This is a genomic window from Glutamicibacter sp. AGC46 (assembly GCF_053543715.1).
On sequence record NZ_JBLVOJ010000025.1, the window covers coordinates 365,657 to 391,890 of the forward strand.

The 26,234-nt window shown below is 61.7% G+C and carries 24 protein-coding genes; 2 read left to right on the forward strand and 22 right to left on the reverse strand.

Annotated features, from left to right (window positions below):
* Positions 1-33 precede the first annotated feature (33 nt).
* From ACNPM8_RS16690 to ACNPM8_RS16765, 16 genes are all read right to left on the reverse strand, one after another.
* Positions 34-762: a polyprenol monophosphomannose synthase gene (locus tag ACNPM8_RS16690; protein ID WP_448940233.1), complete on the reverse strand. Its 729-nt coding sequence runs from the start codon at positions 760-762 to the stop codon at positions 34-36.
* Positions 763-1,173: 411 nt separating this feature from the next.
* A complete protein-coding gene (locus tag ACNPM8_RS16695; RefSeq protein ID WP_448940234.1) occupies positions 1,174-2,778 on the reverse strand; it encodes an amidohydrolase in 1,605 nt (534 codons plus the stop codon).
* 56 nt (positions 2,779-2,834) lie between these two features.
* On the reverse strand, positions 2,835-5,618 hold the full coding sequence (locus ACNPM8_RS16700) for a DEAD/DEAH box helicase (RefSeq protein WP_105657845.1): 2,784 nt from the start codon (positions 5,616-5,618) through the stop codon (positions 2,835-2,837).
* A gap of 28 nt (positions 5,619-5,646) precedes the next feature.
* The gene (tatC, locus tag ACNPM8_RS16705; protein WP_105657844.1) at positions 5,647-6,513 is read right to left on the reverse strand and encodes a twin-arginine translocase subunit TatC; all 867 of its coding nucleotides are present in this window, start codon (positions 6,511-6,513) and stop codon (positions 5,647-5,649) included.
* Positions 6,514-6,522: 9 nt separating this feature from the next.
* Positions 6,523-6,738: a Sec-independent protein translocase subunit TatA gene (tatA, locus tag ACNPM8_RS16710; RefSeq protein ID WP_105657843.1), complete on the reverse strand. Its 216-nt coding sequence runs from the start codon at positions 6,736-6,738 to the stop codon at positions 6,523-6,525.
* A gap of 32 nt (positions 6,739-6,770) precedes the next feature.
* Positions 6,771-7,085, reverse strand: a complete 315-nt coding sequence (locus ACNPM8_RS16715) for a hypothetical protein (RefSeq protein WP_448940235.1) — start codon at positions 7,083-7,085, stop codon at positions 6,771-6,773.
* Between the two features lie 48 nt (positions 7,086-7,133).
* Complete coding sequence (locus ACNPM8_RS16720; RefSeq protein WP_448940236.1) at positions 7,134-9,137, reverse strand: helix-turn-helix transcriptional regulator; 2,004 nt, start codon at positions 9,135-9,137, stop codon at positions 7,134-7,136.
* Between the two features lie 93 nt (positions 9,138-9,230).
* Positions 9,231-9,626 carry an FKBP-type peptidyl-prolyl cis-trans isomerase gene (locus ACNPM8_RS16725; RefSeq protein WP_448940237.1) on the reverse strand — a complete coding sequence of 132 codons (396 nt, stop codon included), beginning with the start codon at positions 9,624-9,626 and terminating at the stop codon, positions 9,231-9,233.
* A 16-nt stretch (positions 9,627-9,642) separates the two neighbouring features.
* Positions 9,643-10,578, reverse strand: coding sequence for an FKBP-type peptidyl-prolyl cis-trans isomerase (locus ACNPM8_RS16730; RefSeq protein WP_332486254.1), 936 nt, complete (start codon positions 10,576-10,578; stop codon positions 9,643-9,645).
* A gap of 119 nt (positions 10,579-10,697) precedes the next feature.
* Positions 10,698-12,071 (reverse strand): Pup--protein ligase, encoded by a 1,374-nt coding sequence (gene pafA / locus ACNPM8_RS16735; protein WP_448940238.1) that lies wholly within the window; start codon positions 12,069-12,071, stop codon positions 10,698-10,700.
* A gap of 78 nt (positions 12,072-12,149) precedes the next feature.
* Positions 12,150-12,335, reverse strand: coding sequence for a ubiquitin-like protein Pup (locus ACNPM8_RS16740; RefSeq protein ID WP_105657838.1), 186 nt, complete (start codon positions 12,333-12,335; stop codon positions 12,150-12,152).
* A 66-nt stretch (positions 12,336-12,401) separates the two neighbouring features.
* On the reverse strand, positions 12,402-14,018 hold the full coding sequence (dop, locus tag ACNPM8_RS16745; protein ID WP_388022020.1) for a depupylase/deamidase Dop: 1,617 nt from the start codon (positions 14,016-14,018) through the stop codon (positions 12,402-12,404).
* A complete protein-coding gene (gene arc / locus ACNPM8_RS16750) occupies positions 14,015-15,652 on the reverse strand; it encodes a proteasome ATPase (RefSeq protein WP_166650701.1) in 1,638 nt (545 codons plus the stop codon). The genes dop and arc overlap by 4 nt, the downstream gene beginning before the upstream one ends.
* Positions 15,653-15,872: 220 nt before the next feature.
* Complete coding sequence (locus ACNPM8_RS16755; protein ID WP_448940239.1) at positions 15,873-16,934, reverse strand: tRNA (adenine-N1)-methyltransferase; 1,062 nt, start codon at positions 16,932-16,934, stop codon at positions 15,873-15,875.
* Between the two features lie 42 nt (positions 16,935-16,976).
* A complete protein-coding gene (locus tag ACNPM8_RS16760) occupies positions 16,977-18,104 on the reverse strand; it encodes a site-2 protease family protein (protein WP_448940240.1) in 1,128 nt (375 codons plus the stop codon).
* Positions 18,101-18,814 carry an HAD family hydrolase gene (locus ACNPM8_RS16765; RefSeq protein WP_448940241.1) on the reverse strand — a complete coding sequence of 238 codons (714 nt, stop codon included), beginning with the start codon at positions 18,812-18,814 and terminating at the stop codon, positions 18,101-18,103. The genes ACNPM8_RS16760 and ACNPM8_RS16765 overlap by 4 nt, the downstream gene beginning before the upstream one ends.
* Before the next feature lie 83 nt (positions 18,815-18,897).
* Between ACNPM8_RS16765 and ACNPM8_RS16770 the strand changes: the two genes are divergently transcribed.
* Positions 18,898-19,806 (forward strand): PAC2 family protein, encoded by a 909-nt coding sequence (locus tag ACNPM8_RS16770; protein ID WP_448940242.1) that lies wholly within the window; start codon positions 18,898-18,900, stop codon positions 19,804-19,806.
* Positions 19,807-19,839: 33 nt separating this feature from the next.
* Here the strand turns inward: ACNPM8_RS16770 and mshC are convergent, their stop codons facing one another.
* From mshC to ACNPM8_RS16785, 3 genes are all read right to left on the reverse strand, one after another.
* Positions 19,840-21,102: a cysteine--1-D-myo-inosityl 2-amino-2-deoxy-alpha-D-glucopyranoside ligase gene (gene mshC / locus ACNPM8_RS16775; RefSeq protein ID WP_133833382.1), complete on the reverse strand. Its 1,263-nt coding sequence runs from the start codon at positions 21,100-21,102 to the stop codon at positions 19,840-19,842.
* A gap of 127 nt (positions 21,103-21,229) precedes the next feature.
* Positions 21,230-22,054, reverse strand: a complete 825-nt coding sequence (locus ACNPM8_RS16780; RefSeq protein ID WP_332486266.1) for an undecaprenyl-diphosphate phosphatase — start codon at positions 22,052-22,054, stop codon at positions 21,230-21,232.
* Positions 22,055-22,132: 78 nt separating this feature from the next.
* On the reverse strand, positions 22,133-22,342 hold the full coding sequence (locus ACNPM8_RS16785; protein WP_105657829.1) for a hypothetical protein: 210 nt from the start codon (positions 22,340-22,342) through the stop codon (positions 22,133-22,135).
* Between the two features lie 44 nt (positions 22,343-22,386).
* Here ACNPM8_RS16785 and ACNPM8_RS16790 point away from each other — a divergent pair, with 44 nt between their 5' ends.
* On the forward strand, positions 22,387-22,620 hold the full coding sequence (locus tag ACNPM8_RS16790) for a DUF5703 family protein (protein ID WP_105657828.1): 234 nt from the start codon (positions 22,387-22,389) through the stop codon (positions 22,618-22,620).
* Between the two features lie 65 nt (positions 22,621-22,685).
* Here the strand turns inward: ACNPM8_RS16790 and ACNPM8_RS16795 are convergent, their stop codons facing one another.
* The 3 genes from ACNPM8_RS16795 to ACNPM8_RS16805 all read right to left on the reverse strand — a co-directional run bounded on the left by ACNPM8_RS16795 (position 22,686) and on the right by ACNPM8_RS16805 (position 26,233).
* A complete protein-coding gene (locus ACNPM8_RS16795) occupies positions 22,686-23,825 on the reverse strand; it encodes an acyl-CoA dehydrogenase family protein (RefSeq protein ID WP_448940243.1) in 1,140 nt (379 codons plus the stop codon).
* 47 nt (positions 23,826-23,872) lie between these two features.
* Positions 23,873-25,162 carry a M20/M25/M40 family metallo-hydrolase gene (locus tag ACNPM8_RS16800; RefSeq protein WP_448940244.1) on the reverse strand — a complete coding sequence of 430 codons (1,290 nt, stop codon included), beginning with the start codon at positions 25,160-25,162 and terminating at the stop codon, positions 23,873-23,875.
* Positions 25,163-25,273: 111 nt separating this feature from the next.
* Positions 25,274-26,233 (reverse strand): TAXI family TRAP transporter solute-binding subunit, encoded by a 960-nt coding sequence (locus tag ACNPM8_RS16805; protein WP_448940245.1) that lies wholly within the window; start codon positions 26,231-26,233, stop codon positions 25,274-25,276.
* Position 26,234: the final 1 nt, after the last annotated feature.

Consider the following 26,234-nt stretch of genomic DNA (forward strand, 5'->3'; position numbering starts at 1 on the left):
ATCGTTGCACGCCAGTTCGCTTAACCACGGGTATTACTTCTTGGAAGTCAGCTTCTTCCACCGGGCGCCCAAGCCCCAGCGGGTGACATTCCACATTGCTTCGAACACAATGTTGCCGCTCATCTTCGACGCGCCCAGTTCGCGCTCTACGAAGGTCACGGGAACTTCAACGATCGTCTTGCGCAGCATGGCCACGCGGAAGGTCATGTCCACCTGGAAGCCGTAGCCGCGCGACTCAACGGCGTCAAAATCGATTGCTTCCAGGGTTTCGCGCTTGAAGGCGCGGTAGCCTGCGGTGATGTCGCGCAGAGGCAAGCCCAGCATGGTGCGCGAGTAGAAGCTGCCGCCGCGCGAGATGATCTTGCGCAGCATTGGCCAGTTCACGACTTCGCCGCCCTTGACCCAACGCGAACCGATTACGAGATCTGCGCCCGCGGCACTGGCTTCCAAAAGGCGTGGAAGCTGCTCTGGCATATGCGAGCCATCGGCATCCATCTCTACCAGTACGTCGTAGTCGCGAGCCAACGCCCATTCGAAACCTGAAATGTAGGCGGCTCCCAGGCCATCCTTGCCGGTACGGTGCAATACGTGGATATTCGAGTCCTCAGCAGCCATCTTGTCTGCAAGTTCTCCGGTGCCGTCAGGCGAGTTATCATCAACGATCAATACATCCGAGTCAGGAACTGCGGTACGCAAGCGTCCTACGGTCAGCGGGAGCGACTCCAGTTCGTTGTAAGTCGGAATGATTGTAATGACGCGCACGCGGCGGCACCTTTCTGGGTATACAACACAAAGCCTCTTGCCTGCTCGGCGTCGACTGCATGGCTTATGCAGGACACCGGGTCGAAAAGAGTTAATCCAAACTCAAAGTATAGTCATCATTTGCCAATCAGCGCGCTGGAGACACCGCATTAACGAACGATCCTCAGTGACTTCGGCCCTATTCTCCACGCCGAAAGGCACAGAGAATGTTATCTAAGGTCACTGAGGATCGTTGTTTAAATTGCGTAGTTTCCAACGCAATGCATGTGCATCTCGAAGAGGCGCTTAGACCAGCCTAGTGGGTACCCCACCTAGGCTGTCAACCATCAAATGACTTCACTCTTTACCTAGACACCACTAGTCAGGGCAAATTTTGCGAATTCATTCTGCTTATTGAGCATCTGTTTCGCTTTAAGCCGATTCGCTTGGCTCAAGGGTATTGAAAAGCGTGATTCCAGCGCGTACTGTACGCAGGCACTGCGGAATTTCCTCATCAACGACCGGAAGCATCGGAGTTCCAGCTCGTGCATCGGTACTCCAAGAACTGATTCGGACGTCCGGAGTTTGCACAGCAAGTTCAGAGGCAGTCCACACTGCAAAAGTCGCCGGCGCGCCGATCACGAGCTGCCCGGCGAACGGGTTCATCTCGCCCATGGCGCGGTAGGTGGATCGGGTTTGAGCCAAGAAGGCCGCACGAGCCGAAATGCGAGCCTCAGCATTCGTCATGTTCATGCCGGCGCGAACAACCTGCCAGCCATCAACCTCCGTTACCGGAGCATCAGAGCCAAGCACCATTGGCACACCAGCCGAAAGCATAGCGGAGAGGTTGTTCATCGATGCTGCGCGCTCCCCCAGGCGCTGCGCGTACATGCCGTTCGAGCCGCCCCACGCCTGGTCGAAGACCGGCTGCATCGAAACCATGATGGCGTACTGCAGCAAACGGGCCCGCGAGTCTTCATCAACCATCTCGACATGCTCCAGACGGTGCCGGCACATCTGCAGCTTAGCTGCCCCAATCTGCTCAGCAGCCAGGTCAAAACCTGCCAACACCTCGTCCAGGGCGCCGTCTCCGATCACATGGAACGAGGCCTGGATCCCCCGGGAACTGCAAGCGACCAGGTGGGCCGCAATTTCGTCACGCTTCAGATACAGGGTGCCGCGTTCGCCCGGCTGATCGCTGTAGTCTTCGCGCAGGTACGCCGTGTGGCTGCCTAGCGAACCATCCACGCGAAGATCGCCACCCAAGCCCAGCACCTTTCCCGTTGGGAAGGATGCGGCCAGCTCCTGGGCGATGTCTGCATCGCTAACCAGTTCGCCCCAGTAGGCATGGACTTGCGGCAGTTCAGGGTTGTCGATGGCCAGCAACTGCTCCAGCGCCTCTCGGCCCTCAATATGCGGGGCCGCCATCTCCACAACGCTGGCGAAACCACGCGAGGCGTAGTGCTCCAGTGCCAGGCGCTGGTATTCCTGTTCGGCCTTCTGCGTATTGGTGAGTGCTTCACGCACGGCGTCGTGATCCGCACCAGAAATGATGCCAGCGGCGAGGTGGCCCAGGTCCAGCAGATCCAGCAGTTCCCGATTGACCAGGGCACTGTGCACATCGCGACGCGCCAGGTAATAGCCGCGGCCTTCCGCGGCACTGGTCAGGTCGGTTTCCGCGGGCAGCTGCTGGTCAGCCCAGTTCGAGTTGTCCCACCCCTGAGCCAGGACCAGCTTGGTCGACTTCTGCGCCTGCTCGGCGAGGAGGGAAAGCAGCGAAGAAGCCGAGGTTGCTGCACCCAAATCGGCTCCCGAAAGGGTGCGGCCCAAGGCGGCAAGGTGCGTGTGGGATTCGACGAACGCCGGGGTAATCAAACCACCATTGAGGTCGACCACTTCGTCGACGGCAGACGCGTGGCGCTCGGCTGCGTCCTCGCCGCCCAACCATGAAATGGTGTCGCCGTCCACCACCATTGCGGTAGCAAATGGATCGGCCGCTGAGTAGATGGACCCGTTTCGGTAGAGTGTTTTTGCCATCAGCGTCTCCCTTTTCTCGTGCACTGGCTAATAAGTTTTTCGGCTGGACCTGCTGGCTAGTCCAGCACGTTCGAGTAGGCCACTACACCGCGCTTGATCTGGTCTACTGCCTTGTAGGCATTGCGAACCAGCAATGGCGGAAGGTCGCTATTCTTTGCGAACTGGTCCAATGTGTCGATGACCTGCTTGGCCCAGCGCACGAAGTCACCCGGTGCCAGATCGGTACCGCGCAGCGCGCTGTTCAGGCTCGAACCGCGGGCCCACTTGTACATTGGCCAGATCAAACCGGATTCCGGTGGAGCGGTCGGGTCAAGGCCCAAGGCCTCTTCAGCGTCCGATAGCTCGCCCCAAATCCTGATGGTGCTATTCCAGATGTCATCGATCTTGCCCGTTGGCATTTTCGGATCGGCACGGTCCCCGTCGCGGCGTGCCTGGTAGACCAGGCTGGCGACAACCGCGCAGAGTTCTTCCGCATTGAGCTGCGTGAGCTTGCCGGTCTCCAGGATTTGGCTGGTGAGCAGATCTCGGTCGCCATAGATGCGGCGCAGGCGGCGGCCCGAGTCGGTCAGCGCGAAATCTTCGCCGCCCTCGGAAGGCACGAGGTATTCGAACTGCTCGAGCACTTTGCAGACCTTGTCGAACTGCGTGGCAATGGTATTGGTTCGCCCGCGGATGGCGCGACGGGCCTTGTCCGTGTCCTTCTTCAGCTTCCAGTACCTGTCGGCCCAGCGCATGTGCTGGTCCTTCTCCGAGCAGGCGTGGCAAGGATGGTCCTTGAGCTCCAGGCGCAGTGCGTTGATTTCACGCTCGAAGGAATCCGAGCCTTCGAAATCAAAGCTCTGGGCGTCCTGGCGTGGAGGACGCGACTCGTAGATCGCGTTGCGCAAGGATGAAGCAAGGTCCCGGCGCTCCTTCGGTGTGCGCCCGTTGAACCCCTTGGGAATCTTGATCCGCGAAATGATCTGCACTGGTCCGTTGAGGTCTTCCACCGAGAGCCGGCGAAGCTGCGCTTCTTCGGTCAGCACGGTGTGTCGCGGGTTGTACATGGCCTTATCAAGCTCGACGACCACGGCGCGACCGAAGCGGCGGCCACCTGGCAGGTCCACCACGTCGCCGCGGATCACGGCCTGCAGGGACTGCTCAGCTGCCGAACGGCGCTCGTGGCGGCGGTCCTTCGCAGCGTTCTTCTCGACCTGGGCCAGGTTTCGTTGGAGTTTCAGGTACTCGGTGAAATCTCCGAGATGGCATTCCATCGACTTGGCGTAGCCGGCCAGGGATTCTTCCTTGGAACGCACCTGGCGCGCCATGCCCACCACGGAACGGTCCGCCTGGTACTGGGCAAAGGAGGTTTCGAGGATTTGACGAGTCTGTTCACGGCCAAACTGCGCCAGCAAGTTGGTGGACATGTTGTAGGTCGGACGGAACGAGGAATTCAGCGGATAGGTTCGCTTCGAAGCGAGTCCTGCCAAGGATTCCGGTTCCAGGTCGGGGTTCCAGACAACAATCGAATGGCCTTCGACGTCAATGCCGCGGCGCCCGGCACGGCCGGTGAGCTGGGTGTACTCCCCCGAAGAGATCTGCACGTGGGATTCGCCGTTGAATTTGACCAGTTTTTCCAGCACGACCGAGCGTGCTGGCATGTTCACGCCCAGTGCCAGGGTCTCGGTTGCGAACACCACCTTGATCAGGTTGCGTGCAAAGAGGTCTTCAACGATTTCCTTGAAGATCGGGAGCAGGCCGGCGTGGTGGGAAGCGAAGCCGCGAACCAGACCATCGCGCCAGGACCAGAATTCCAGAACGTCCAGGTCTTCGCTGGGGATCCGGTAGGCGACTTCATCCAGCGCTTGCGCGATCTCGGCGGCTTCTTCATTGGTCGTCAGGCGCAGGTCAGCCATGGCGCACTGCTGCACGGCCATATCGCAGCCCTTGCGGGAGAAAATGAAGAAGATAGCTGGCAGCAGAGCAGCCCGGTCAAGCTTCCCGATAACCGCTGGACGGTTGATGCGGTGCCCCATGCCTGAACTGCGCTGGGGGCCGCGGCCGCCGCGACCCCGGCCGCGCTGCACTCGGCCGCCAGGGCTGTGGGAGCGTACGAGTTTTCGCAGTTCGGGGTTGACCGAGGCCTTTGAATCGTCTTCAGCCACCTTGTCGAAGGCTACGTCTTCGGCAAACAGGTCGACCACGTTAGGGCCGACCATGACGTGCTGGAAGAGCGGCACCGGGCGATGCTCGGAGACGATGACATCGGTCTGGCCCCGGACGGTATCCAGCCAGCCACCGAATTCCTCGGCGTTGGACACGGTTGCCGAGAGTGAAATGATCTGCACGTTGGACGGCAGATGGATGATGACTTCTTCCCATACGGCACCACGGAATTTATCGGCGAGGTAGTGGACCTCATCCATGATCACGTAGCCCAAGCCGTCGAGGGTTTGGGAATCCGCGTACAGCATATTGCGCAGCACTTCGGTGGTCATGACGACGATCTGCGCTTCGGAGTTGATGGAGGTGTCGCCGGTCAGCAACCCGACCTTCTGCGCTCCATAGCGATTGACCAGTTCCGAATACTTCTGGTTGCTCAGCGCCTTGATGGGCGTGGTGTAGAAAGCCTTGCGGTTCTCGCCTAGAGCCTGGTAGATGGCGTATTCGCCAACAACAGTTTTTCCGGCGCCGGTGGGCGCAGCGACCAGTACGCTGTGCCCTTCTGCGACCTTCTGGCAAGCTTCGGCCTGGAATGGATCCAGGTCGAAGGAGATGCTTGCCCGGAATCCAGGAAGTGCAGTGCCGTTTTCGACCTGCCGTGCCTTGGAATTCGCGTAGCGTTCCGCGGGTGAAGTCACTTGTGGTCGTTCACTTTCTTGCCCTGGTTCAGAGCTGGGATTTAGGTTCGTCAATCGAGCTAGGGGTTTCAATGCCAGAAGTTTCACCAGCTGCTAGGCGTTCATTCTCGGCTTCCCGTGCCGCCAGCTTCTTTGCGCGCTTCTTGTCGTTGAAGTGGCAGATCAAAGTGGCAACGGCGAAGGTGAGGAACAACGGTCCAGCCAACGCGAACATGGTGATCGCATCGCCGCCTGGTGCTGCCATAGCGGCAACCAGGGCGATGAGGAAGACGGTGATACGCCAGTTCTTCAAGATGAGCTTGGCTGGCAGGACGCCAACCATGTTCAGGCCAACCATCAGTACCGGTACCAGCATGGCCAAGCCGAATGCCAGGAGCAGGCGGAAGATAAACGGCAGGTACTCGGAAATGTTCAGCAGGTTATCCGAGTTCTCCGGCGACAGGCTAATGAAGAATTCCAGCGCAAACGGAAGAACGAAGTAGGCCATCGCCACGCCGCCAAGGAACAGCGGAACCGCGGCTGCTACGAAGCTGTAGCTCAAACGGCGCTCGTTCTTTTTCAGTCCCGGCACGATGAATGCCCACAGCTGGTAGAGCCACACCGGCGAGGAAACGATCAGGCCGACGAACAGCGCCACCTTGATCATGATGTCGAAGGGTGACATCACCGCGGTGAACACTACCGAGCCGCCGGCAGCTTTCACAGGCGCGATCAGCAAGGCAAGCAGCCAGTCGTATACGAAGAAACCGGCTACCGTGCCCAAGGTCAGCGCGATGAGCGACTTGAATAACCGGTTCCGTGCTTCAATCAGATGCTCTTTGAGAGCCATCCGACCTTCTGCGTCCTTGGCCCGCTTCTTCTTGCTGCGCGGGTTCTTGTCTTTATTTGTTGCCACTGAAGAGGTCTACGAGTTGTTCTTTTCGTTGGGGTTCGGATCATTGATGGTGCCATCAACGGTTTCAGATTTAGGATCATCATCCTTCATCTGGCGAACCTCGGACTTGAAAATGCGCAGCGACTGGCCCATCGAGCGAGCCAAGCCTGGAAGCTTTGGAGCGCCGAAAAGCAGCAGTGCAAGCACGATAATGATGACCAAATGCCATCCCTGTAAGCCACCCATGTGGATTCCCTTCTCTCTATCTAAAGTCTACGTCAGAACAAGCCAAGATCGCGCATGTTCTGAGCTTGGCCGCGCTGTGCGCGACGTGCGACGCGGCGAACTCGACGCGCCTCGATTCTTTCAGCTTTGCCCTTATCGCGAAGCTTTTTGATCTTCTCCGGATCCGCGTGCGTGGCATCGGTTCCGTGCGGGTAGCGACGAGGGTTCGCAGCGTACTCGACGACGGTGCCCTCCTGGCTTAAACCGGCGCTGATGTGATCCGCAGCGTCGCCCAGGCCCTCGACGACCGCCATTCCCCGTTTGAACAAACGGAAGCCGGCAAGTGCCGCAACAAGTACTGTCGCCAAAACGAGCACAGTCCACAAAAGTACCCAAAACCACCAAGGAAGCATCTATTAATCCTCATACATTGCGATAGCCTCGTCCAACCAGTTCACTACCTGTTCGCGCGTAGCGTCAGGAGAGACCACAGTCAGTTTACCGCTATGGCGAGCCACGAGCGGCGCAGCTACCTGGTGATCCGAGAACCGGACGTTGGCCAGATACCCCGTACCGACCTTTCCCGTGGACCAGGAAAGAGGATGGAAAGCTTCGATAACCGGCAAGATCTCGGCGTCTACATAGACCATGACCTCTAAGTCATCGTCGTTGGAGGCATACCGGATCTGGACATCTTGCTGGTCTTCATGCCGAGCCGCCAGCTCGAATTGTTCACCGGCAGTTTCCACACTTAACATCCGGTCCACCCGGAAAGTTAATAGGCTCTGGCGCTTTCGGCACCAAGCCCGCAGGTACTGCACCGCTCCGTCTTCAATGAGCCGGATCGGTTCCACATCGCGAACCTGGTGAGTTCGCGAACGGGCCGAGTAATAATCGATGCGCACGACGTCTTGGGAACGAATCGCCTGAATCAGCTGCTGCGGAATATCGTTCTCGCGCGCCTTGGACAGTGCGAAGCCCAGCGCCCCGCTCCAGCCGTCAAAACGGGCCACCGCGGAATTCACCTTGGCCAGTGCCGCGTCGAGCACCTGCTGGTGCTCGAACTCGGGAATGCTTGCCAGGGCGTTGAGCCCGCCGAGCACGGCTACTGCTTCCAGCGGCGCCAGCTTCTGCGGCTCGGCCAGCAGGGCTGCATTGGAGATCGTAACGGTATCGGATTCAACGTCGCCGTCATTGACGTTGATCAGTTCGTCATGCTGGCCGTACGGGACACCGCACATCATGATCATGGCCAGCTCTTCACGAACCTTGGCAACGCTCATGGAGTAGCGTTCTGCCAGCGCTTCGATTTCTACGGCACCATGGGCGTGCACATACTGGATCATGTCGATATTTCGCATGACCTGAGTTGTGGTGGTGCCACGGCCGGTGGCGCGATGCGGACGGAAATTCACCTCTGCGTAGGCATCCTGGTTGCCCTGGCTGGTCTGGGAGCTGCGCGCGTCGCGCAGAATCCGGCGCACCTGGGCCACCAGTTCGGAGGGTCCCAGGACTTTCACGGCCGGACCATAAGCTGCCAGCTGCTGGGCAAATGAATGCGGATCCGCATAGCCGATCTGCAGCTCATCCTGATCGCTGCGGCCATTTACTGCCTGGGCGCGCAGCGGGATTGCTTCATCGCCCAAGAGCCGCACCGTTGCCACCAGTCCCGGATTCTGCAGGTCGAAATCCTGCAAGACCTGGGTCATGTCGAAATCCTGGGGGCGGGCGTGGTACTGCCCGTCGGCGTTAGCGCCGCCATGCCGGTAATTCGTGAACTTGCCCTGAACCCGCGAGAGGCGGAAGACACGGGTATCTTTCCGCGTGTGGTCATAGCCGGTGAAGTACCAGTTGCCGTAGCGCTGCCCGATCCCCCACACATCAACAATTCGTTCGCTCTGTGCGCCGCCAGAGGACGTATAGGCGAACTTGAGCGTGTTGCGGTTGAAGACCGCCAGGGCGCATTCGCGGAAGTTCGGTTCATCCATGGAAAGGCGTGGTACCAATGAGCCGGCCAACGGAGCGACCGGCGAGGCCACGCCATCATGGCCGGTGACTCGGGCCGCGGCATTGAGCCCCAATGACTGGAGCTTGGTGTCTTTCCAAAGGCTCGCGGCCAATGCGACCAGGCCGGCTTCTGCGGGGCTGAATTCCACCGGCGGCAAGAACCACTCGGTCGTGTCGATGCTGTAGTACGTAACATCGTCGATTACTTCTTTGTCCAGCTGCAACCCGAAGTCATTGCGGATATCGTCCTTGAGGCGATCCAGCGCCTTCTCTCGGGTCTCCTTGGTACCGCCTGGCACCAAATAGGATCCAATGCGGTCGGCGTTGAACTTCCGTGATTTAGTTGCCAGCGCATAGATGAGGCTGGTCAGGCGTTCTGCCTTGCTGGGTCCCGGGGATTGCTTTGTGCTCACGTGCCTAGACTAACCAACTTTCGCCGATAAGGATGACTTCTGGGACAGCAATGGCCCCGATTATTTAATCGAGGCCATTGCCAGCACTTGGAATTACTTGGTGCCCATCAGATCCACAACGAAAATCAGTGCTTCGTTAGGCGCAATGGCGCCTGGGGCGCCACGCTCGCCGTAGGCCAGGTGCGATGGGATATCCAGTCGGCGACGGCCGCCGACCTTCATGCCCAGCAGGCCCTGATCCCAGCCCTGGATAACCATTCCGACACCCACTGGGAAGTCGAGGGTCTGCCCGCGGCCCCAGGAAGAGTCGAACTCTTCGCCGGTGGACCAGGCAACGCCTACATAGTGCGCTTCAACGGTGGTGCCTGGGGTGACCTCGGCGCCGGTTCCCTCGACCAGGTCGGTGATGACCAGTTCTTCAGGAGCGTCGGTGCCCGGGAAATCGATCTCCGGCATGGTGCGGTCGTAGTTGCGTTCTCCGAACGACATAGTCACGGCCTTTCTGTTACTTGCTTTCGCTTACCTTGTCTAATTCTACGTAGAAGACCAGTGGTCCTGCAGGACGCCCCTGGGCTTCAGCTGTTTCGCCGTAGGCCAAGTCCGTTGGGACAGTCAGCAAGACCTTGCTGCCTTCCTTCAGACCCTGGAAGCCCTGCAGCCAGCCCTGGATGACTCCGCCGGCCATATCGGCTTCGAAGCCTTCTTCGTTGCCGAAGTTGCCGTCGAACTTCTTGCCATCTTCCCAGCGCACGCCGTGGTAGTGGGCAGTGACCTTGGACGTTTGGCCAACCGCTGGGCCGTCGCCTTCTTCAAGGACGTCCACTGCCAGGCCTGCCGGGGCTTCGGTGTCCTTGGGGATGGTGATCTGCGGATCGCCCTTGCCGGTCTTCACGGTGGGGAGCTTGCCGTCGTCCTTGAGCTGCTGGACTTCTTCCTTGCCCATCGTCTGGCTAGGGCTCTTGGAGTCCGCAATCTTGATCACGATCAGCCGTTCGGCACGCGAGCCTTCGGCCGGTTCGGCGATGGACCCGTCCGGCTGCTGAACGCCTTCGATGGCTGCGTAAGCGATCCAGTCGCCAATCTGGGACTTCAGCAGGGTTTCGTAGAGCTCGGGCATCTGCTCCTTGAGCGTCTCGTCAACCTTCATGGGAGCCGGATCAGCAGTGAAGTTCTCATTGGTCAGCAGGCCGTCGATGGTCTTGTACAGGCCCGACTGGATCTGGATGGTGTCGCCTTCCTTGATGTCGGAACCCTCGCCCTCCACCACGGTGACTGCTTCTGACTTTTCGGTCAGGAGCGGCGCATCGAATTTGACCTCAGGTGCGGTCTTGCTATCTTCTGCTGGCTTGACGTCGATGCCGCTCAGGGATGACGAACCCGAACCGCAGGACGCCAGGGCAAGGATGGACGCGGTGGCGCATACTGCCAAAACTTTTCGCACGAATCTTCTTTCCGGTTGGACTAGCTGGTCATGCATTGCGGGCTTGCACAGGGCAAGGGCCGTAATGATCTGCGTCCAGCTTAGAGGTTTTTGCTGTGTAAATACTTGTTTCCAGCTAGCTAAAGCTGCTGGCCCATCAGCTCAATGAGCTCGTCAATCTGTGAATTGGTGGTTGCGAACGGGTCCTTGCACAGCACAATTCCGCCCGGGCCATCCTCATACTTCATGTGGACCCAATCGGCGCTATAGCGTCGCCCATTGGCGCGGGCGGCGCGAATGAATTTGCTTCGCAGTGCCGCGCGTGTCGTGGCTGGCGGGTTGTTCACAGCCTGATTGATTTCAGCGTCGGAGACGACTGCGCTGGCCAGGCCGCGGCGCTTGAGCAGGTGGAACAGGCCGCGCTGCGGGTCGATGTCATGGTAAGTCAGGTTCAGCTGCGCGATCCGTGGCGCCGAGAGCTCCAGGGAGTTCTTCTGGGCATAGCCCGTGAGCAGCTTGTGCTTGATAGCCCAGTCGATGTCCCGGTCGATCAGCGAGAAGTCCTGGCTTTCCACTGCGTTCAGCGTGCGTTCCCACAATTCCAGGACGGTATCCACCTGGTCGTGGTGCGCGCCGTGGCGGGCGATGAATTCCTTGACGGATTCGAAGAGGATCCACTGGATCTGCAGTGCGGTCGGTTCGTCGCCGCCCATGAGCCGCACCACGGTCTGGCCAGTGAAATCGTGGGAGATCTGGCGGATGGAGCGAATCGGGTTTTCCAGTCGCAGATCGTGGTAGATTTCGCCGGATTCGATCAGGCGCAGCACCAGGTCGGTGGCGCCGATCTTCAGCAGCTGGGTGGTTTCGCTCATCGACGAGTCGCCCACTATGACATGCAGCCGGCGGTGGTACTCGGCATCGGCGTGCGGCTCATCGCGGGTATTGATGATCGGACGCGAGCGCGTTGTGGCCGAGGAGACCCCCTCCCACATGTGATCGGCGCGCTGGGAGAAGACGTACTTGGTCTGATCTTCATCGGTGATCAGATGCCCGGCACCGCACAATAGCTGGCGGGTGACGAGGAAAGGGATGAGCATGTCAGCGAGGCGCTTGAACTCGATTTTGCGTGGAATCAGGTAGTTCTCGTGGCAGCCATAGGAGTTCCCGGCGGAGTCCACATTGTTCTTGAACATGTAGATCCGGCCTTCGTGGCCTTCCTCGGCCAGCTGGTCCTCTGCCTGGTCAACGAGGTCCAGCATGAACGCCTCCCCTGCGCGGTCGTGGGCGATCAGCTGCTTGAGCTGGTCGCATTCCGCGGTGGCGTACTCCGGGTGCGATCCCACATCCAGGTAGAGGCGCGAGCCGTTCTCCAGGAACACATTCGAACTGCGCCCCCAGCTGACTACCGGCTTGAACAGGTGCCGTGCGGCATCCTCCGGGGTGAGCCGGCGCCCATCCGACGGGACATAATTCAGCCCGAATTCGGTTTCCAGACCAAAGATTCTGCGATCCACGCGAAGCTACTTCCCCTCAACTGCGGTTCCGCCACATTGGTCAGAACACGACTTCCAAAGCTGTGTGCCCGTTGGGGCTTACTGGCCGCCCTTTTGCACGAATCCGCGGACGAACTCTTCAGCGTTGGATTCCAGCACCGAGTCGATCTCGTCCAGCAGGTCATCCACGCCGGCGGACTGGCCGGTGGTGTTCACCTGGACCTGTTCCGTTTCGGCCTGCTGGTTCTGGGTGCTGCGGCGGGCCGAGAAGCTTTCCTGAGTCATCGTTTTCTCCTAAGTCGTCGTGAATCCCGGAATTACGCGCCGAGACTCATACCTATTCTGCGCCGATTAGCGACGCCTGGCCAATTCGTCGATAAATTCCGCAATCTCCAGCTGCGTGTCGAACAGCTCGCCAACCTGCGCACGGGTTCCGCCCAGCGGTTCGGGCATGTGGAAGCGGCTGATCTTGCGCGCCCCGGGGACGGCGAAGGACAACGCATCCCAGTTCGCTGCGACGACGTAGGGCGCATAGCGCTGCAGGGTCATGCCGCGCAGGTAGGCGCGGGTATCCTCCGGCGGGGCGCCCACGGCTTGGTTGATCTCCTGCTGGCTGAAGATCCTCTGGATGGCCCCGCGTTCGGCCATGCGGTAGTACAGGCCCTTGTCGGTCCGCAGATCAGCCCATTGCAGGTCCAGCATCGCCACGCGTGGATCGGACAGCTCAAGCTGGTGGCGCTGGGCGAAGCCGTTGACCAGCTGGTATTTGGCGATCCAGTCAATCTGATCTGCCGCGTCCATCGGGTCGCGCTCGAGCAAATCCAGGATCTGCGCCCAACGGCTGAGGATCTCGGTGGTGTCCGGATCATCAATCCCGCGTGCCGCACAGTAGTTTTCTGCCGCATGCAGGTAATGGCGCTGGATTTCAATGGCGGTGAGCTGGACCCCGCCGCGCAACCGCACCTTGGCCTTCAGCGTGGGGTCGTGGCTGATTTGCTGCAAGGCCAGGACCGGCTCGACCAGTTCCAGCTGCGGGGCCATCCCCGCTTCGATCAGCGAGAGCACCAAGTTGGTAGTGCCCACGCGCAGCAGGGTGGAAATCTGCCCGAGGTTCGCATCCCCGATGATCACGTGCAGGCGGCGGTACTTGTCCCAGTTCGCGTGCGGTTCATCGCGAGTATTGATGATCGGGCGGTTGATCGTGGTTTCCAGGCCCACTTCCGCCTCGAAGAAGTCGGCACGCTGGGAGACCTGGAAGGCGGCGCGCTCGTTGAGCATGCCCTGGCCCACCCGGCCGGCACCGCAGAAGATCTGCCGGCTGGCAAAGAACGGGGTGAGCCCGCGGACAATCGAGGAGAACTCGATGCCGCGCGGCATCAGGTAGTTCTCATGCGAGCCGTAGGAGACCGACTTGTTATCGGTGTTGTTCTTGTACAGCAGCAGTTCCCCGCTGCCCAGGCGCTGGGCGGCGGCCGCGGCGCGGCGCATCACTTCATCGCCGGCTTGGTCCCAGAGCACCGCATCACGCGGAGTCATCGATTCGGGGCTGGAGTATTCCGGGTGGGCGTGGTCGACGTACAGGCGTGCGCCATTGCCCAGGACCATATTCATCACGACATCCGTGGATTCCTTCTCCTGATAGAGCGTGGAACCCAGATGCGCGTCATTGCCATCCAGCGCAATGGATTCGGCGGTCCAGATGCCCTCGTCGTCCAGCCCCGGCTCCAGGTCGGTCAGCTGGCTCGGATGCGCTTGGGCCCGGTCCATGGCGAATCCGCGCGCATCTTGCAGCGGGGATTCGTCGCTGTAGTCCCAGCGTGCTGCCTTGGCCGCCGAATCCTGCTCGGCGACCAATTGCGCGTAGGCGTCAACGATCTGCGCCGAAAGCACCGTGGCGTTGGCCTTGGGCATGTTCGGGCGGATAATTCCGTATTCGGTTTCCAGGCCGACCAGGCGACGGGCGCTCATTTGCCGGCCTGCTGCTGGACCAGGGAACGGATGTTGCTGATCCGCTCGCCCTTGCGGCCGGAAATCCGGGCCCAATCATCGGGGTTGGTGGTGTTGGGCATGTCTTCGTGCTCGGCGAACTCTTCGCGCACCGCACGCAGCAGGTACTCCATTTTCAGTCCGCGCTCGTTCTGCGTAATCAGCGCCTTGATGGCATGCTTCTTGGCGCGGTCCACGATGTTGTGGATGACCGCGCCCGAGGCGAAGTCCTTGAAATAGAGCACTTCGGTGGCACCGGTAACATAGGTGACTTCGAGGAATTCGTTGATCCGCTCGGTGGAGTACATTGCCTGGACGGCTCCGCGGATCATGCGCGCTATGGTGGCGCCGGCATCCCCGGCATCGGCATCGAGCTCATCGGCATGCAGCGGCAGTTCGGTCGTCAGGTACTTGCTGAAGATTTCTGTGGCGCCCTCGGCATCGGGACGGCGGATCTTGATCTTGACATCCAGGCGTCCCGGACGCAGGATCGCCGGGTCGATCATGTCCTCGCGGTTGGACGCGCCGATGACAATCACGTTATCCAGGCGCTCGACGCCGTCAATTTCGGCCAGCAGCTGCGGCACGATGGTGGTTTCCACATCCGAGGAGACACCGGTGCCGCGGGTACGGAACAGCGCTTCCATCTCGTCGAAGAACACCACCACCGGATCTCCATGCAGCGCCTTCTCCCGGGCGCGGGCGAAGATCAGGCGGATGTGCCGCTCGGTTTCGCCCACGTACTTGTCCAGCAGCTCCGGACCCTTGATGTTCAGGAAGTAGCTGCGGTTGCTGGCCCCTTCCTTGCGCTCGACGACGCGCTGGGCCAGGGAGTGCGCCACCGCCTTGGCGATCAGGGTCTTGCCGCAGCCCGGAGGGCCGTAGAGCAGGATCCCCTTTGGCGCGCTCAACCCGTGTTCGCGGTACAGCTCAGGGTGGGTGAAGGGCAGCTCCACCGAGTCCTTGATGGCTTCGATCTGCGAGTTCAGCCCGCCAATGTCCGAGTAGGCAATGTCCGGGACTTCCTCGAGCACCAGGGACTGCATGTCGGTGAGCTGGACGCGGGATACCGCCATGCCCGAACGTGAGTCGATGGCCAGCTGGTCGCCCACGCGCAGGTGCATCTCGCGCAGCGGGCCAGCGAGTTCAACGACGCGCTGGTCATCGGCACGGGCCATGACTACGGCGTGGTGATTTTCCAGCAGTTCCTTGACCGTGACCAGTTCACCGGTCTCCTCGAATCCCAGGGCCGCGACGATCACCAGTGCTTCATTGAGCAGCACCTGCTGGCCGATGACCAGCTTGTCGAAATCCATCAGCGGGCTGACGGCCACGCGCATCTTGCGCCCGGAGTAGATGACATCTGCGGACTGGGCGCCGGTGGATTCGATGCCGAGCCCGGGTTCGGGGTGCTTGCGCGGGTGCTTGGCCACGATGGTGCCGTGGCTGAAGGGAGTGTCCCCGTCTTTTTCCAGCGCCGACTTCAGGTTGATGATCTGCTCGCGGGTGGTTTCCAGCAGGGCCACCAGGCGCTTGTTATTGCCGCTGATCCCGGCGAGTTGCTTGTCGAGGTTGCGATTCTTGTCGCGCAGCACGTTGACCTGGCGTTCGGTCATCTGCAGCCGCTCGGCCAATTGTTCTGCCTCGCGATTATCGTTCACGTTCCAACCTCCAACATCCAACGTCACCGGGGCGGTTCGTGCGCCCTGATGAGGTTTTTTCCGGTGCTTGGCGCACCGTCTTGCTTCCATCCTAGGAACTGAAGGCCCCGAGTGCAGAACACTCGGGGCCCAATGTCACATAATGAGACGCAATGTCTCAATATATGGTTGCAGCTCAGGCTTCGCCGCCAGCGCCTTCGGCGCCTTCTTCAGCGGCACGCACGCGCACGGACTGGTTGGCATCGCGGGCGGCCCGGCGCAGCTTCTTATCCGACAAGCCGCGCTCGCCCAGTGCTTCAGCGGTCCACTCGCCCTCGGCGTGATCGCGCGTCCATGCGCTCAGGTCCTCATCGGAGTACGAGTGCTCCTTGATGCGCTTGGCCTTCGGGATGCCATCGGCGGAATCGGCCAGTCGGCGGCAGGTGATCAGGAATGCGGTATGCGCCACCATCCGGTGATCCGGGCGGACAGCCAGGCCGTCGACGTGCCAGCCGCGCACCAGGGTTTCGAAGCACTCTGGCTCGGTGAACTGGCCCGAAGCACGGATGGCCTCGACCACGCGGGACATCTGGGTCACCGAGGACACGTAGTTGGTCCACACGCCGCCCGGCGCCAGCACGGTAGCTACCGCATCCAGGCACTCCCAGGGGCTGAGCATGTCCAGGACCACGCGGTCGATGCTGCCCGGTTCTTCCAGCTCGACGACCCTGTCCTGGAAGTCGCCGATGGAGATCTGCCACGAGGGGTGCTCGCCACCGAAGACGGTGGAGATGTTGCCGCGGGCGATATCGGCGAATTCCTCGCGTCGCTCGAAGGAGTGCAGGAAGCCCTCATCGCCGACCGCGCGCAGCAGCGAGATGGACAGCGCGCCGGAACCGACGCCGGCTTCGACGACGCGTGCGCCCGGGAAGATGTCGCCGAACTGCACGATCTGCGCGGCATCCTTCGGGTAGACCACGGTGGCGCCGCGCGGCATGGAGAGCACGAAATCCTTGGCCAGCGGGCGCAGGGCCTGGTAGCGGAAGCCGTCGATATTCTCGATGACCGAGCCTTCGGGCAGGCCGATGATGGCCTCGTGCGGCAGCACGCCCTTGTGCGTGTGGAACTCTCCACCGTGCTGCAGGGTGATGGTGTTGATCCGGCGTTTCTCGTCGGTCAGCTGCACGCGGTCGCCGACACGGAAGGGGCCGCGACGGGCTGCCGCGCCGTGCGGCGCCTGGCTCTTAGCTTCGCTCACTGATGTGATCCTTTTCTTGGTGCTTTTCAGTCTGTATAGAGTTTACTTGCGGCGTCCGGTGACGGCGTTGACGATCTGCCGCTGGTGCAGCAGGCCCACCACCTGCCCGGTGGCGCTGATCACCGCGTATTCGGCGCTGTCCACGCTGGCCAGGTAGTCGATCAGTGCGCGGCCATCGGAATCCTCGGCCACGATCGCGCCCTGGCCCAGGGCACGGGACACGGCCAGGGCCGGAACCTGGGCCGCCTGGTTCGGGTCCACCCGGGACAGTGCCTGCGCATCGATGACCCCGACCGGCATCCCTTTCGGGTCGACCAGGATGATCTCTCCCCCGCGAGCGTTCTGGCGGGAGAGCACGTCGGCTACGGTTGCGTGCGAAACCATGGCCGAAGCCGGGCGCATCAAGTCGGTGGCGATCACGGTGGGCAGGTTCAGCATCATCTTGGAGTGCGCAATCAGCTGCGTGGTGGCTTGCCACATGAACATCGCCACCATGATGCCGACCACCACCGTGATGATCTCGGGCTGCTCGCCGCGTACCAGAGGATAGATCACGAAGTAGAAGACCAGGCCCACGGCGATTGCCCGGCCCACCCAGCTCGAGGCGATGGTGCCCTTGAACTGGGATCCGGTGGCCTTCCAGACGATCGATTCGACCAGCCGCCCGCCATCGAGCGGAAGCCCGGGCAGCGCGTTGAAGGCGCCGAGCAGCAGGTTGGCATAGACGAAGAAGTCCAGCAGCAGGTTCGGGTACACGCCCATGGGCGCGTTCTCGATCACCAGCCAGCCGAGTCCGGCCAGCAGGAAGTTCGACAGCGGTCCGGAGAGTGCCACCCAGAGCGAGGCGCCGGGCTTGGCCTTGAAGGAACCGAACTGGGTGTGCCCGCCCATCAGCGTCAACACGATGTGCGCATCGGGCCACTTGAAGGCGCGCGCGGTCATCGCGTGCGCGACCTCATGGATCAGCACGGCCACGGCAATAGCCACCGCGCAGGCCAGGCCCATCAGGTAGGCGTTCAGCGGCGGAATGATTCCGCCGCGCGAAAGCTGGATGCCGACGCTGAAGGTGATGACCGCGGTGATGATGAACCACGAGCTGGAGAGGTAGACCGGGACGCCGCCGATACGCCCCAGCTTGATTCCAGGGGACTTTTCCTGAGTGTCGCTCACGCGCTAACCTGCACCAACCATCGAGTCATTTCATGTACATCCACGGATGCCAAGCTGTCGATCCGGCGCCAATTGCCTTCGCCCGGGTCGGTGGCGTTGGGGACCAGCACCGCATGCAGCCCGGCCGCGGCCGCCGAGGCGATGCCCGGCACGGAATCCTCGAAACCAATGCACCTGGCTGCTTCCAGTTCTTTCCCGGTGCACTGGCCAAGCAGCTGCAGTCCAGCCAGATAAGGTTCCGGGTGCGGCTTGCCGTTGGCGACTTCTTCGCCGGTAACGCTGGCCTGGAAGGTGCCTTCGGGGATGCTGAGCATCAGTTCATCGACGATGCTGCGCTCGGACATGGTCACCAGGGCCTGCGGGATGCCTGCCTGCTTGCACGCCGCGAGCAATTCGCGGGCTCCTGGCCGCCAGGGGATCTCGCGGCGGATGCCGGCAACCACCCGGGCAGAGAGCCAGTCGATGATCTCGCGGATCTCCAGCTTGACCCCGGCCTGCTGCAGGGCCCGGGCGCCATCTGGCAAGGCGTTGCCGACCAGGGCCAGGCCTTGTTCATGGCTCCATGAGCCGCCATGGGAAGCCACCAGCTCAGCTTCGGCAGCCAGCCAATAGGGTTCGGTGTCGATCAGCGTACCGTCCATATCCCACAGGACAGCTTGCGGGGTTGCGGGCTCGGTTCCGGCGGCAAAGTCAAAACTGGTGCTTGGCATGAGTCCATTCTAGATGGAAGAGTGGGGCTAAGCCGCTTCGGCGAGCCACGCCGAGAGCATCGAGTGCTGCCAAGGAGTCTTCAATGAACGAGGAATACCACGCCCCGACGCTGAATAGCTATATCGCCAAGACCCAGCATGAGATTCGCCCCACCATCGTCTTGGCTGCCTTCGAGGGGTGGAACGACGCCGGTTCGGCGGCCACGGACGCCGTCCGCCTGCTGCTCGAGTCCAACGCCCATGAGCATGTGGCCACCGTGGGCGAGGACGATTTCTACGACTACCAGTTCACCCGGCCCAAGACCCGGCGCACTGGGAGCGGGCGCGTAGTGGACTGGCCGTGCACCGAGATCTTCAAGATCCATTTGCCCCAGGCGGCCGCCGACCTGCTGGTGGTGCTGGGTGTCGAGCCGACGTTCAAATGGCAGACCTTCTGCTCGCGGATCATCAAGGTGGCCCAATCCCACAATGCCCATGCCGTGCTCACCCTGGGCGCCTTGCTGGCTGATGTGCCGCATACCCGGCCGGTGCCGACCTCGCTGGCCAGCGACGATCCGCGGTTCCAGGAGCACCTGAGGATCAGCGCCTCCACCTATGAGGGGCCCACCGGAATCCCCTCGGTGCTCGGCGTGGAGTTCGAACGGTACGGGATCCCGAGCCTGTCGCTGTGGGCGCAGCTCTCCCACTATGTTGCGCAGTCCCCCAGCCCGCGGGTGCAACTGGCCATCATCGAGCTGCTGGAGGAAGTCATCCCGGTCTCCGTGCCGGACCAGAAGCTGCGCGAGGATGCGCTGGCCTGGAAGCATGGGGTCGATGAGCTCGCGGCAGCGGATCCGGATGTGGCCAAGTACGTTGAACAGCTGGAGCAGGCAACGGACACCAGCGAGCTTCCCGAGGCCAGCGGCGAGTCCATTGCCCGGGAATTCGAACGCTATCTGCGCCGCCGGGGAAAGTACCGCAAAGACAGCCCGGGGTCCGACTTCGATATCTGAAGCCGGACCCCGGGATGCTTGGCGCGCAGCTTCCTAGAGTTTGAGCCCCAGCAGCGCGTCGATGCCGTGGCGCAATGCTTCGGCGCCGTCGCCATTCGAGCCGGCCGGCTGTGCCGCCCACCGGTCGAGTGCCTCCAGCGCGGAGGGCGCATCGATGTCATCTGCCATGTGTTTGCGGATGCTTTCCACTACCTTGGCTGCGTCCTCGGTGCTGGTGGTGGCCAAGGCCTGGCGCCAGGCAGCCACCCGCTGCTGCGCTGCGGCCAGCAATTGCTCGGTCCAGAACCAGTCGCTGCGGTAGTGCTGGGAGAGCAGTACGGCGCGGATCGCTACCGGCTCGACGCCAGCTTCGCGCAGTTTGGAAACCAGCACCAGGTTGCCCAGGGACTTGCTCATTTTTTCGCCGTCCAGGCCCACCATGCCGGTGTGCACGTAGGTCTGCGCGAGTTCCGCGTTATCGCCAGCAGCTGCGTGGGCCGCGGAGAATTCGTGGTGCGGGAAGATCAGGTCCGAGCCGCCACCTTGGACGGTGAAGGGGGCCGGCAGGGTCTTGCGGGCAATCACCGAGCATTCGATGTGCCAGCCCGGGCGGCCGGAACCGAGCTTGCCGCCATCCCATGACGGCTCGCCCTCGCGGGCGGCACGCCACAGCAGCGGGTCCAGCGCATCGCGCTTGCCGGCACGATCCGGATCCCCGCCGCGTTCGGCGAAGAAGCCGAGCATGGTCTGGCGGTCGTAGTTCGAAACGGCACCCAGTTTCCAGGCATCGTTCTGGGCGGCCAGGGTGTCGAAGTACACGTCGCCTTCCACCCCATCGGCACCAGCTGGCACACGGTAGGCCAGATCCGCATCGAGAAGCTGCTCGACCACCGGGACCAGCCAGTGGATGGATTCCACCGCGCCGATGTAGTTCTGCGGCGGAATGACGTTCAGGGCTTCCATGTCGTCGCGGAAGAGCTGGATCTGCGACTCGGCCAGTTCGCGCCAATCGACGTTGGTGGCTGCGGCGCGCTCGAGCAGCGGGTCGTCCACGTCGGTGATGTTCTGGGTGTAGGCCACGGTGCGACCGGCATCGCGCCAGGTGCGCTGCACCAGGTCAAAGGTGACATATGTGGCGGCGTGGCCCATATGGGTGGCGTCATAGGGGGTGATACCGCAAACGTACATGCTGGCCGGCGCAATAGCTTCATCCGCTGGCGCAGTGGCCTGTCGGGCTCCGGTGGCGGTATTGAAAAGTTCCAGTGTTGGTGCTGAACCAGCCACCTGAGGTACCTCAGGGTTATTCCACGCGTGCACTTATGGACATCCTTTCGCAGATGCGACGTATTTCTTCCTTTAACTCCAAGTGAAGCAAGGCGAGGTTTATTCCCGTTAACTGCAAGATGCCCGTGAAGCAGTCCACGGACATCTTGGAAAACCTGGATCAGGCGGCTATCAAGCCCAATCCCAGAGCGACGAACAGCGCCAGGCCCAGCAGGATGCGGTACCAGACGAAGAAGCGGTAGGAGTGGGTGGAAACGAACTTCAGGAACCAGCCCACAATCAGGAAGCCGACAACGAAGGCCACGACGGTAGCGACACCGGTCTGCGCCAGGGTGTAGACACCTGGTTCGTCGAAGGACTTCACCAGCTTGTACAGGCCCGAAGCGAACACCGCCGGGATCGCCAGCAGGAACGAGTAGCGGGCTGCGGCTTCACGTGTGTAGCCCATGAGCAAACCTGCGGTGATGGTGCCGCCCGAACGCGAGACGCCCGGAATCAAGGCCATGGCCTGGGCGAAACCGTAGAAGATGCCGTGCTTGACGGTCAGCTTGTCCAAGGTGCGCTGCTGCTTGCCGAAGTGGTCGGCGATGGCCAGGATCAGCCCGAAGACCACCAGCATGGTCGCAACAATCCACAGCGAACGGAAGTTCGTGTCGATGTAGTCTTCCAGCAGCAGGCCCAGGATCGCGATCGGCAGGGAGCCGATAATGATCAGCCAGCCCATCTTGGCATCCGGATCCGAATGCGGGATCTTGCCGGCCAGTGCCTTGCACCAGGCGCCGATGATCCGCACGATGTCACGCCAGAAGAAGACGATCACTGCGGTTTCGGTACCCAGCTGGGTAATGGCGGTAAATGCCGCTCCGGGGTCTTGGGCGTTGGGCAGGAGTTCGCCAACGATACGCAAGTGGGCTGAGGACGAGATCGGGAGGAACTCGGTCAGGCCCTGGATCAATCCTAGGAAAGCTGCTTCAAACCAATTCACCCCTCGACATTACTTCACCGATTGCGACTATCCGGACTCAGAAACACGGAATAGGAAAAATTCACTCCGTGGTCGTACTCACGCATCATCCGAGGGTATGGTGAAGGGCAATAACTCGGAATACTGATCGTAGAGGGCGTCTTCATAGTCTTCGAAGGCATCGGCCAGCGCGCCGAAAGCCGCGTCGACGGATGCCTCGCCAGCACCGCGGCTCTGCGACACAATTGCCAGGTGCTGCTCCAGGCGTGCAATAAATGCTTGCAGTGCAAAACTCGGTTCAGTACTCATAGCATGAGGCTACAACGCACGGCGTTCTTTAGATAGGGGGCAGGATGCTCGAAGAAAGAATTAAGCCACCGCTGCATCATCCCGATGACCAGCGCTTTGAATACCTGGTCATAACTTCTTTCCCGGGCGAACCAAAGCATGTCGCCCGCGCCGCCCTGCGGGAGCACGCCGATAACGGCAAATGGGAGCTCATGCGCACCTGCCGCTATGAAGGCGGCGCCCAAAAGTACTGGCTGCGCCGCCGGGTGATGCGCATTCGCAGCACCCTGGCTCCCTGAACCGGCAACTGGGCACATGGCACCATGCCCGCGATTGGCCCTCACGGCCATCGCGGGTCCTTGCCTCAGCTGTCGAGCGGGCCTACCAGCCACGAGGCCACCGTATTGGCTGCCGAGGCGGCATTGGACGGGTGGTACCAGCTGGCCTGCACGTCGCGGTAGAGCCGTTCGAACTCCGATCCCCGGAAATATCCGCCACCGCCCAGCAGCTGTCCGGCCACCTGGATGTTCTCCCGTGCAGTGTCCCCTGCCAGTGTGCGCAGCGTCACCAGCTTGGGGAACCACGCGCCCTGGTGATCCGCCTTGGCCTCCAGGTCACCGGCCACCGAGCGTTGCAGGGCATCCAGGGCCAGCAAGCGCATCGCCGCTTCGGCCAAGAGCCCGCGGGCCCGCACATCCTGCGCATACCGGGTCCCGTCCTGGTGCACCCGCTGGCCCAGGGCCTCCTGGGCCAGGGTCACCGCGCGATCTGCGATGCCCACGTAGACGCTTGCGGTCAGGGTCAGGAAGGATGCGAAGATGCCGAAAACCAGCGGGTCCTGGTTAGGGCCGGCCGGCAGCCGGCTATGCACCCATTCGCGCGGGGCGACCGCATTTTCCAGCTTCGTGGTGTGCGACTGGCTGGCCCGCATGCCCAGGGTGTTCCAGTCGTCGAGGGAATGCACGCCCTCGCCCCTGGCTACGAAGCCATGAACCAGTTCCCCGGATTCCTCATCCTTGCCGAACACCCCCAATCGGGTGAACGCCGGTGCCAGCGAGGTGAAGATCTTCACGCCGTTGAACTCCACCGAGCCATCGGCAGCGGTTCTCGCCCTGGTCTTCGAGTCGAAGAGCACCGCGTCGTTGCCGGGCTCCGAAATCCCGAACGCCATCACTTCGCCCTCGGCAATCCAATCGGCCACCATATCCAGGCGCCGGTCCCCGCGGGCCTGCAGCAAGTACGCGACGCCTGCCCATACCTGGTGCATGTTGATCGCCAGGGCCGTGCCGGGTGCCGCGGTGGCCAGGCGGCGCTGGGCCAGGGCCAGGGTCTGGAAGTTCCACCCCAGTCCCCCGCGCTCTGCCGGCACCAGCGCCTTGAGGTAGCCCAGTTCCACCAGTTCGTTGAAGTCTTCGATGGCGAACGAGTTCGACTCGTCATAGCCGGCGGCCCGGTCCCGGAAACGCTCAAGCAGCTCGTCGCTCAGTATGGATTCGATGGTCAAGGATTCTGCTCCTGGATTCTGTTGTGCTGGCTGGGCCAACGCTGGTTCTAGTATTCCTGCAAGAGGTTTTGCAGCACCCGCACGCCGAACTTGATCGAGTCCACCGGCACGCGTTCATCGACGCCATGGAACATTCCGGTGAAATCCAGCTCGGCAGGAAGTTGCAGCGGCGCGAATCCGTAGCCGGTGATCCCCAGTTTGGCCAGCCATTTGTTATCGGTTCCGCCAGAGAGCATATAGGGCAGAACCACGGCATCCGGGTCTTCAGCCAGCAACGACGCGATCATGGAATCCACCAGCGCACCGGCGAAGGGCACCTCCAGGGATTCCTGCTCATGCACCATGGACAGCTCGACGTGTTCCCCGGCCAGTTCACGCAGGGTCTGCAAGGTGGCTTCGTGCTGCTCGGGCAGGGTGCGGCAGTCGATCAGCGCTTGGGCCTGCCCGGGAATGACGTTGTGCTTGTAGCCTGCCTCCAGGGCGGAGGGATTCGCGGTGTTCTGCAAGGTAGCCCCGACGAAGCGCGAGACATTGCCCATGGCCGAGAGCAGCGGGGCCGGATCGGCTTCATCGAAGTCCAGTCCGGACAGCTCGGCCACCTGCTCAAGCAATGCGCGGGTGGTTTTGGTGTAGGACAGCGGCCATTGATGCTCACCGATGCGATGGACGGCTCCTGCCAGATGGGTGACCGCATTATCGGTGTTGAGCTGCGAGCCATGGCCGGCCATGCCCTTGGATTCCAGCTTCAGCCAGGCGATGCCCTTTTCCGCAGTCTGCAGCATGTAGGCCCGGCGGCCGTTGATTTCGACCGAGAACCCGCCGACTTCGCTAATGGCCTCGGCCGCCCCGGCGAAGAGTTCGGGATGGTTCTGCACCATCCAGCCGGAGCCATAGTCCCCGCCAGCTTCCTCATCGGCGAAGAAGGCGATGACCAGATCGCGCCGCGGGGTGATGTTCTCGCGTTGCAGGTGCCGGATGGCGGCGATAATCATCGCGTCCATGTTCTTCATGTCCACCGCTCCGCGTCCCCAGATCATCCCATCGATGATCCGGGCCCCGAAAGGATCCACGCTCCAGTCTTCGGCGATGGCCGGCACGACATCCAGGTGGCCGTGCACGACCAGGGCCGGCAATGCCCGATCGGCCCCCGGGATGCGGGTGACCACGTTGGCCCGCCCGGGAGCGGATTCATAGATCGTGTTATCCAGGCCGACGTCCTCGAGCAGCCCAGCGACATAGCGGGCGGCTTCAAGCTCCCCCGCGCCCTTGTTGCCTCCATAGTTCGTCGTGTCGATCTGAATCAGTTTCCTGCAGATCTCTACGGCTTCATTTTCCATGAGTGGAATGTCGCCAGCAGTGGACATCGCCAATGATCCTCTCGTAGCAGTGCTTTGCAATACACACTAGTGGGCAAAGCCCTCACCGTCGTGTGCGCACGTGCGCAATTTCTAGCCGTGAAGTTCCTGGTAGGCCTTCCTCGCGCCCGGGTGCAGGGGCTGGCCTCCGGTGCTGACCAAGGTTTCGGGGGTCAAGAACTGGATGCCGGCACTGGATTCTGGCACCAGCTGATCGGCATGGGCGACCAGGAGCTTGACGACGGCTCCGGCCAGCTCCTCGGGCATGTCCGCGCGCGCCATCAACAGGTTGCCAACCCCGATCGTCTCCACGGACTTGATTCCGCGGTAGGTTCCCTCCGGGATGACTACCCCGTCGTAGAGATCCGGGTACTGCTCGCGCAGCTGCGGCAGCACCGCTGAAACATCGAGCAGGCCCAAGTCCATGGCTGAAGCGAGCCGGCTCAGCGAAGCAACCGGCAGGCCGCCGAAAAGGAACAACGCGTCAATGCTTCCCTTGCCCAGCGCCTCCAGCCCTGCCACGTACCCGTACTGCAGCTCCTTGGGCGCGATCCCGCGATTCTTCAGCTTCGCTGCCCGCAATATGCGCTGGCCGGTCACCCACGTACCTGACCCTGGCGCGCCGGTGCCGATGGTGCGTCCTGCCAGATCCTGCAGCGAGCTAATCCCGGCTGCTGTGCGGATGATGCAATGGAAATAGTTCTGGTAGACGCGGCCCAGGGCCAGCGGCTGCGCGTGTGGAGCACTGTCCTTCCGGTACTGGTCCACCGTATCGGCTAGGGCAAGAGCCAGCCCGGCCTTGTTTTCTGCGAGCATCGCCAGATTCTGGGCGCTGGCCTGGGTGTTGAGGGCTGTGGAATGCTCGGCGACGCCGTGGTCCACCAAGGCGTTGGAGAGCAACGAGGCAAATTGGAAGTACATGCCCCCGTCTTCACCGGAGGCGATATCCAATCGATGCGCAGCGGGCAACGAGCTGCAGGAACTCAGTACTGGCAGTCCGGCGGCGACTGGGGCTGCCAGGAGATATCGAAGCAAGTTCCGCCGCGACGGCATG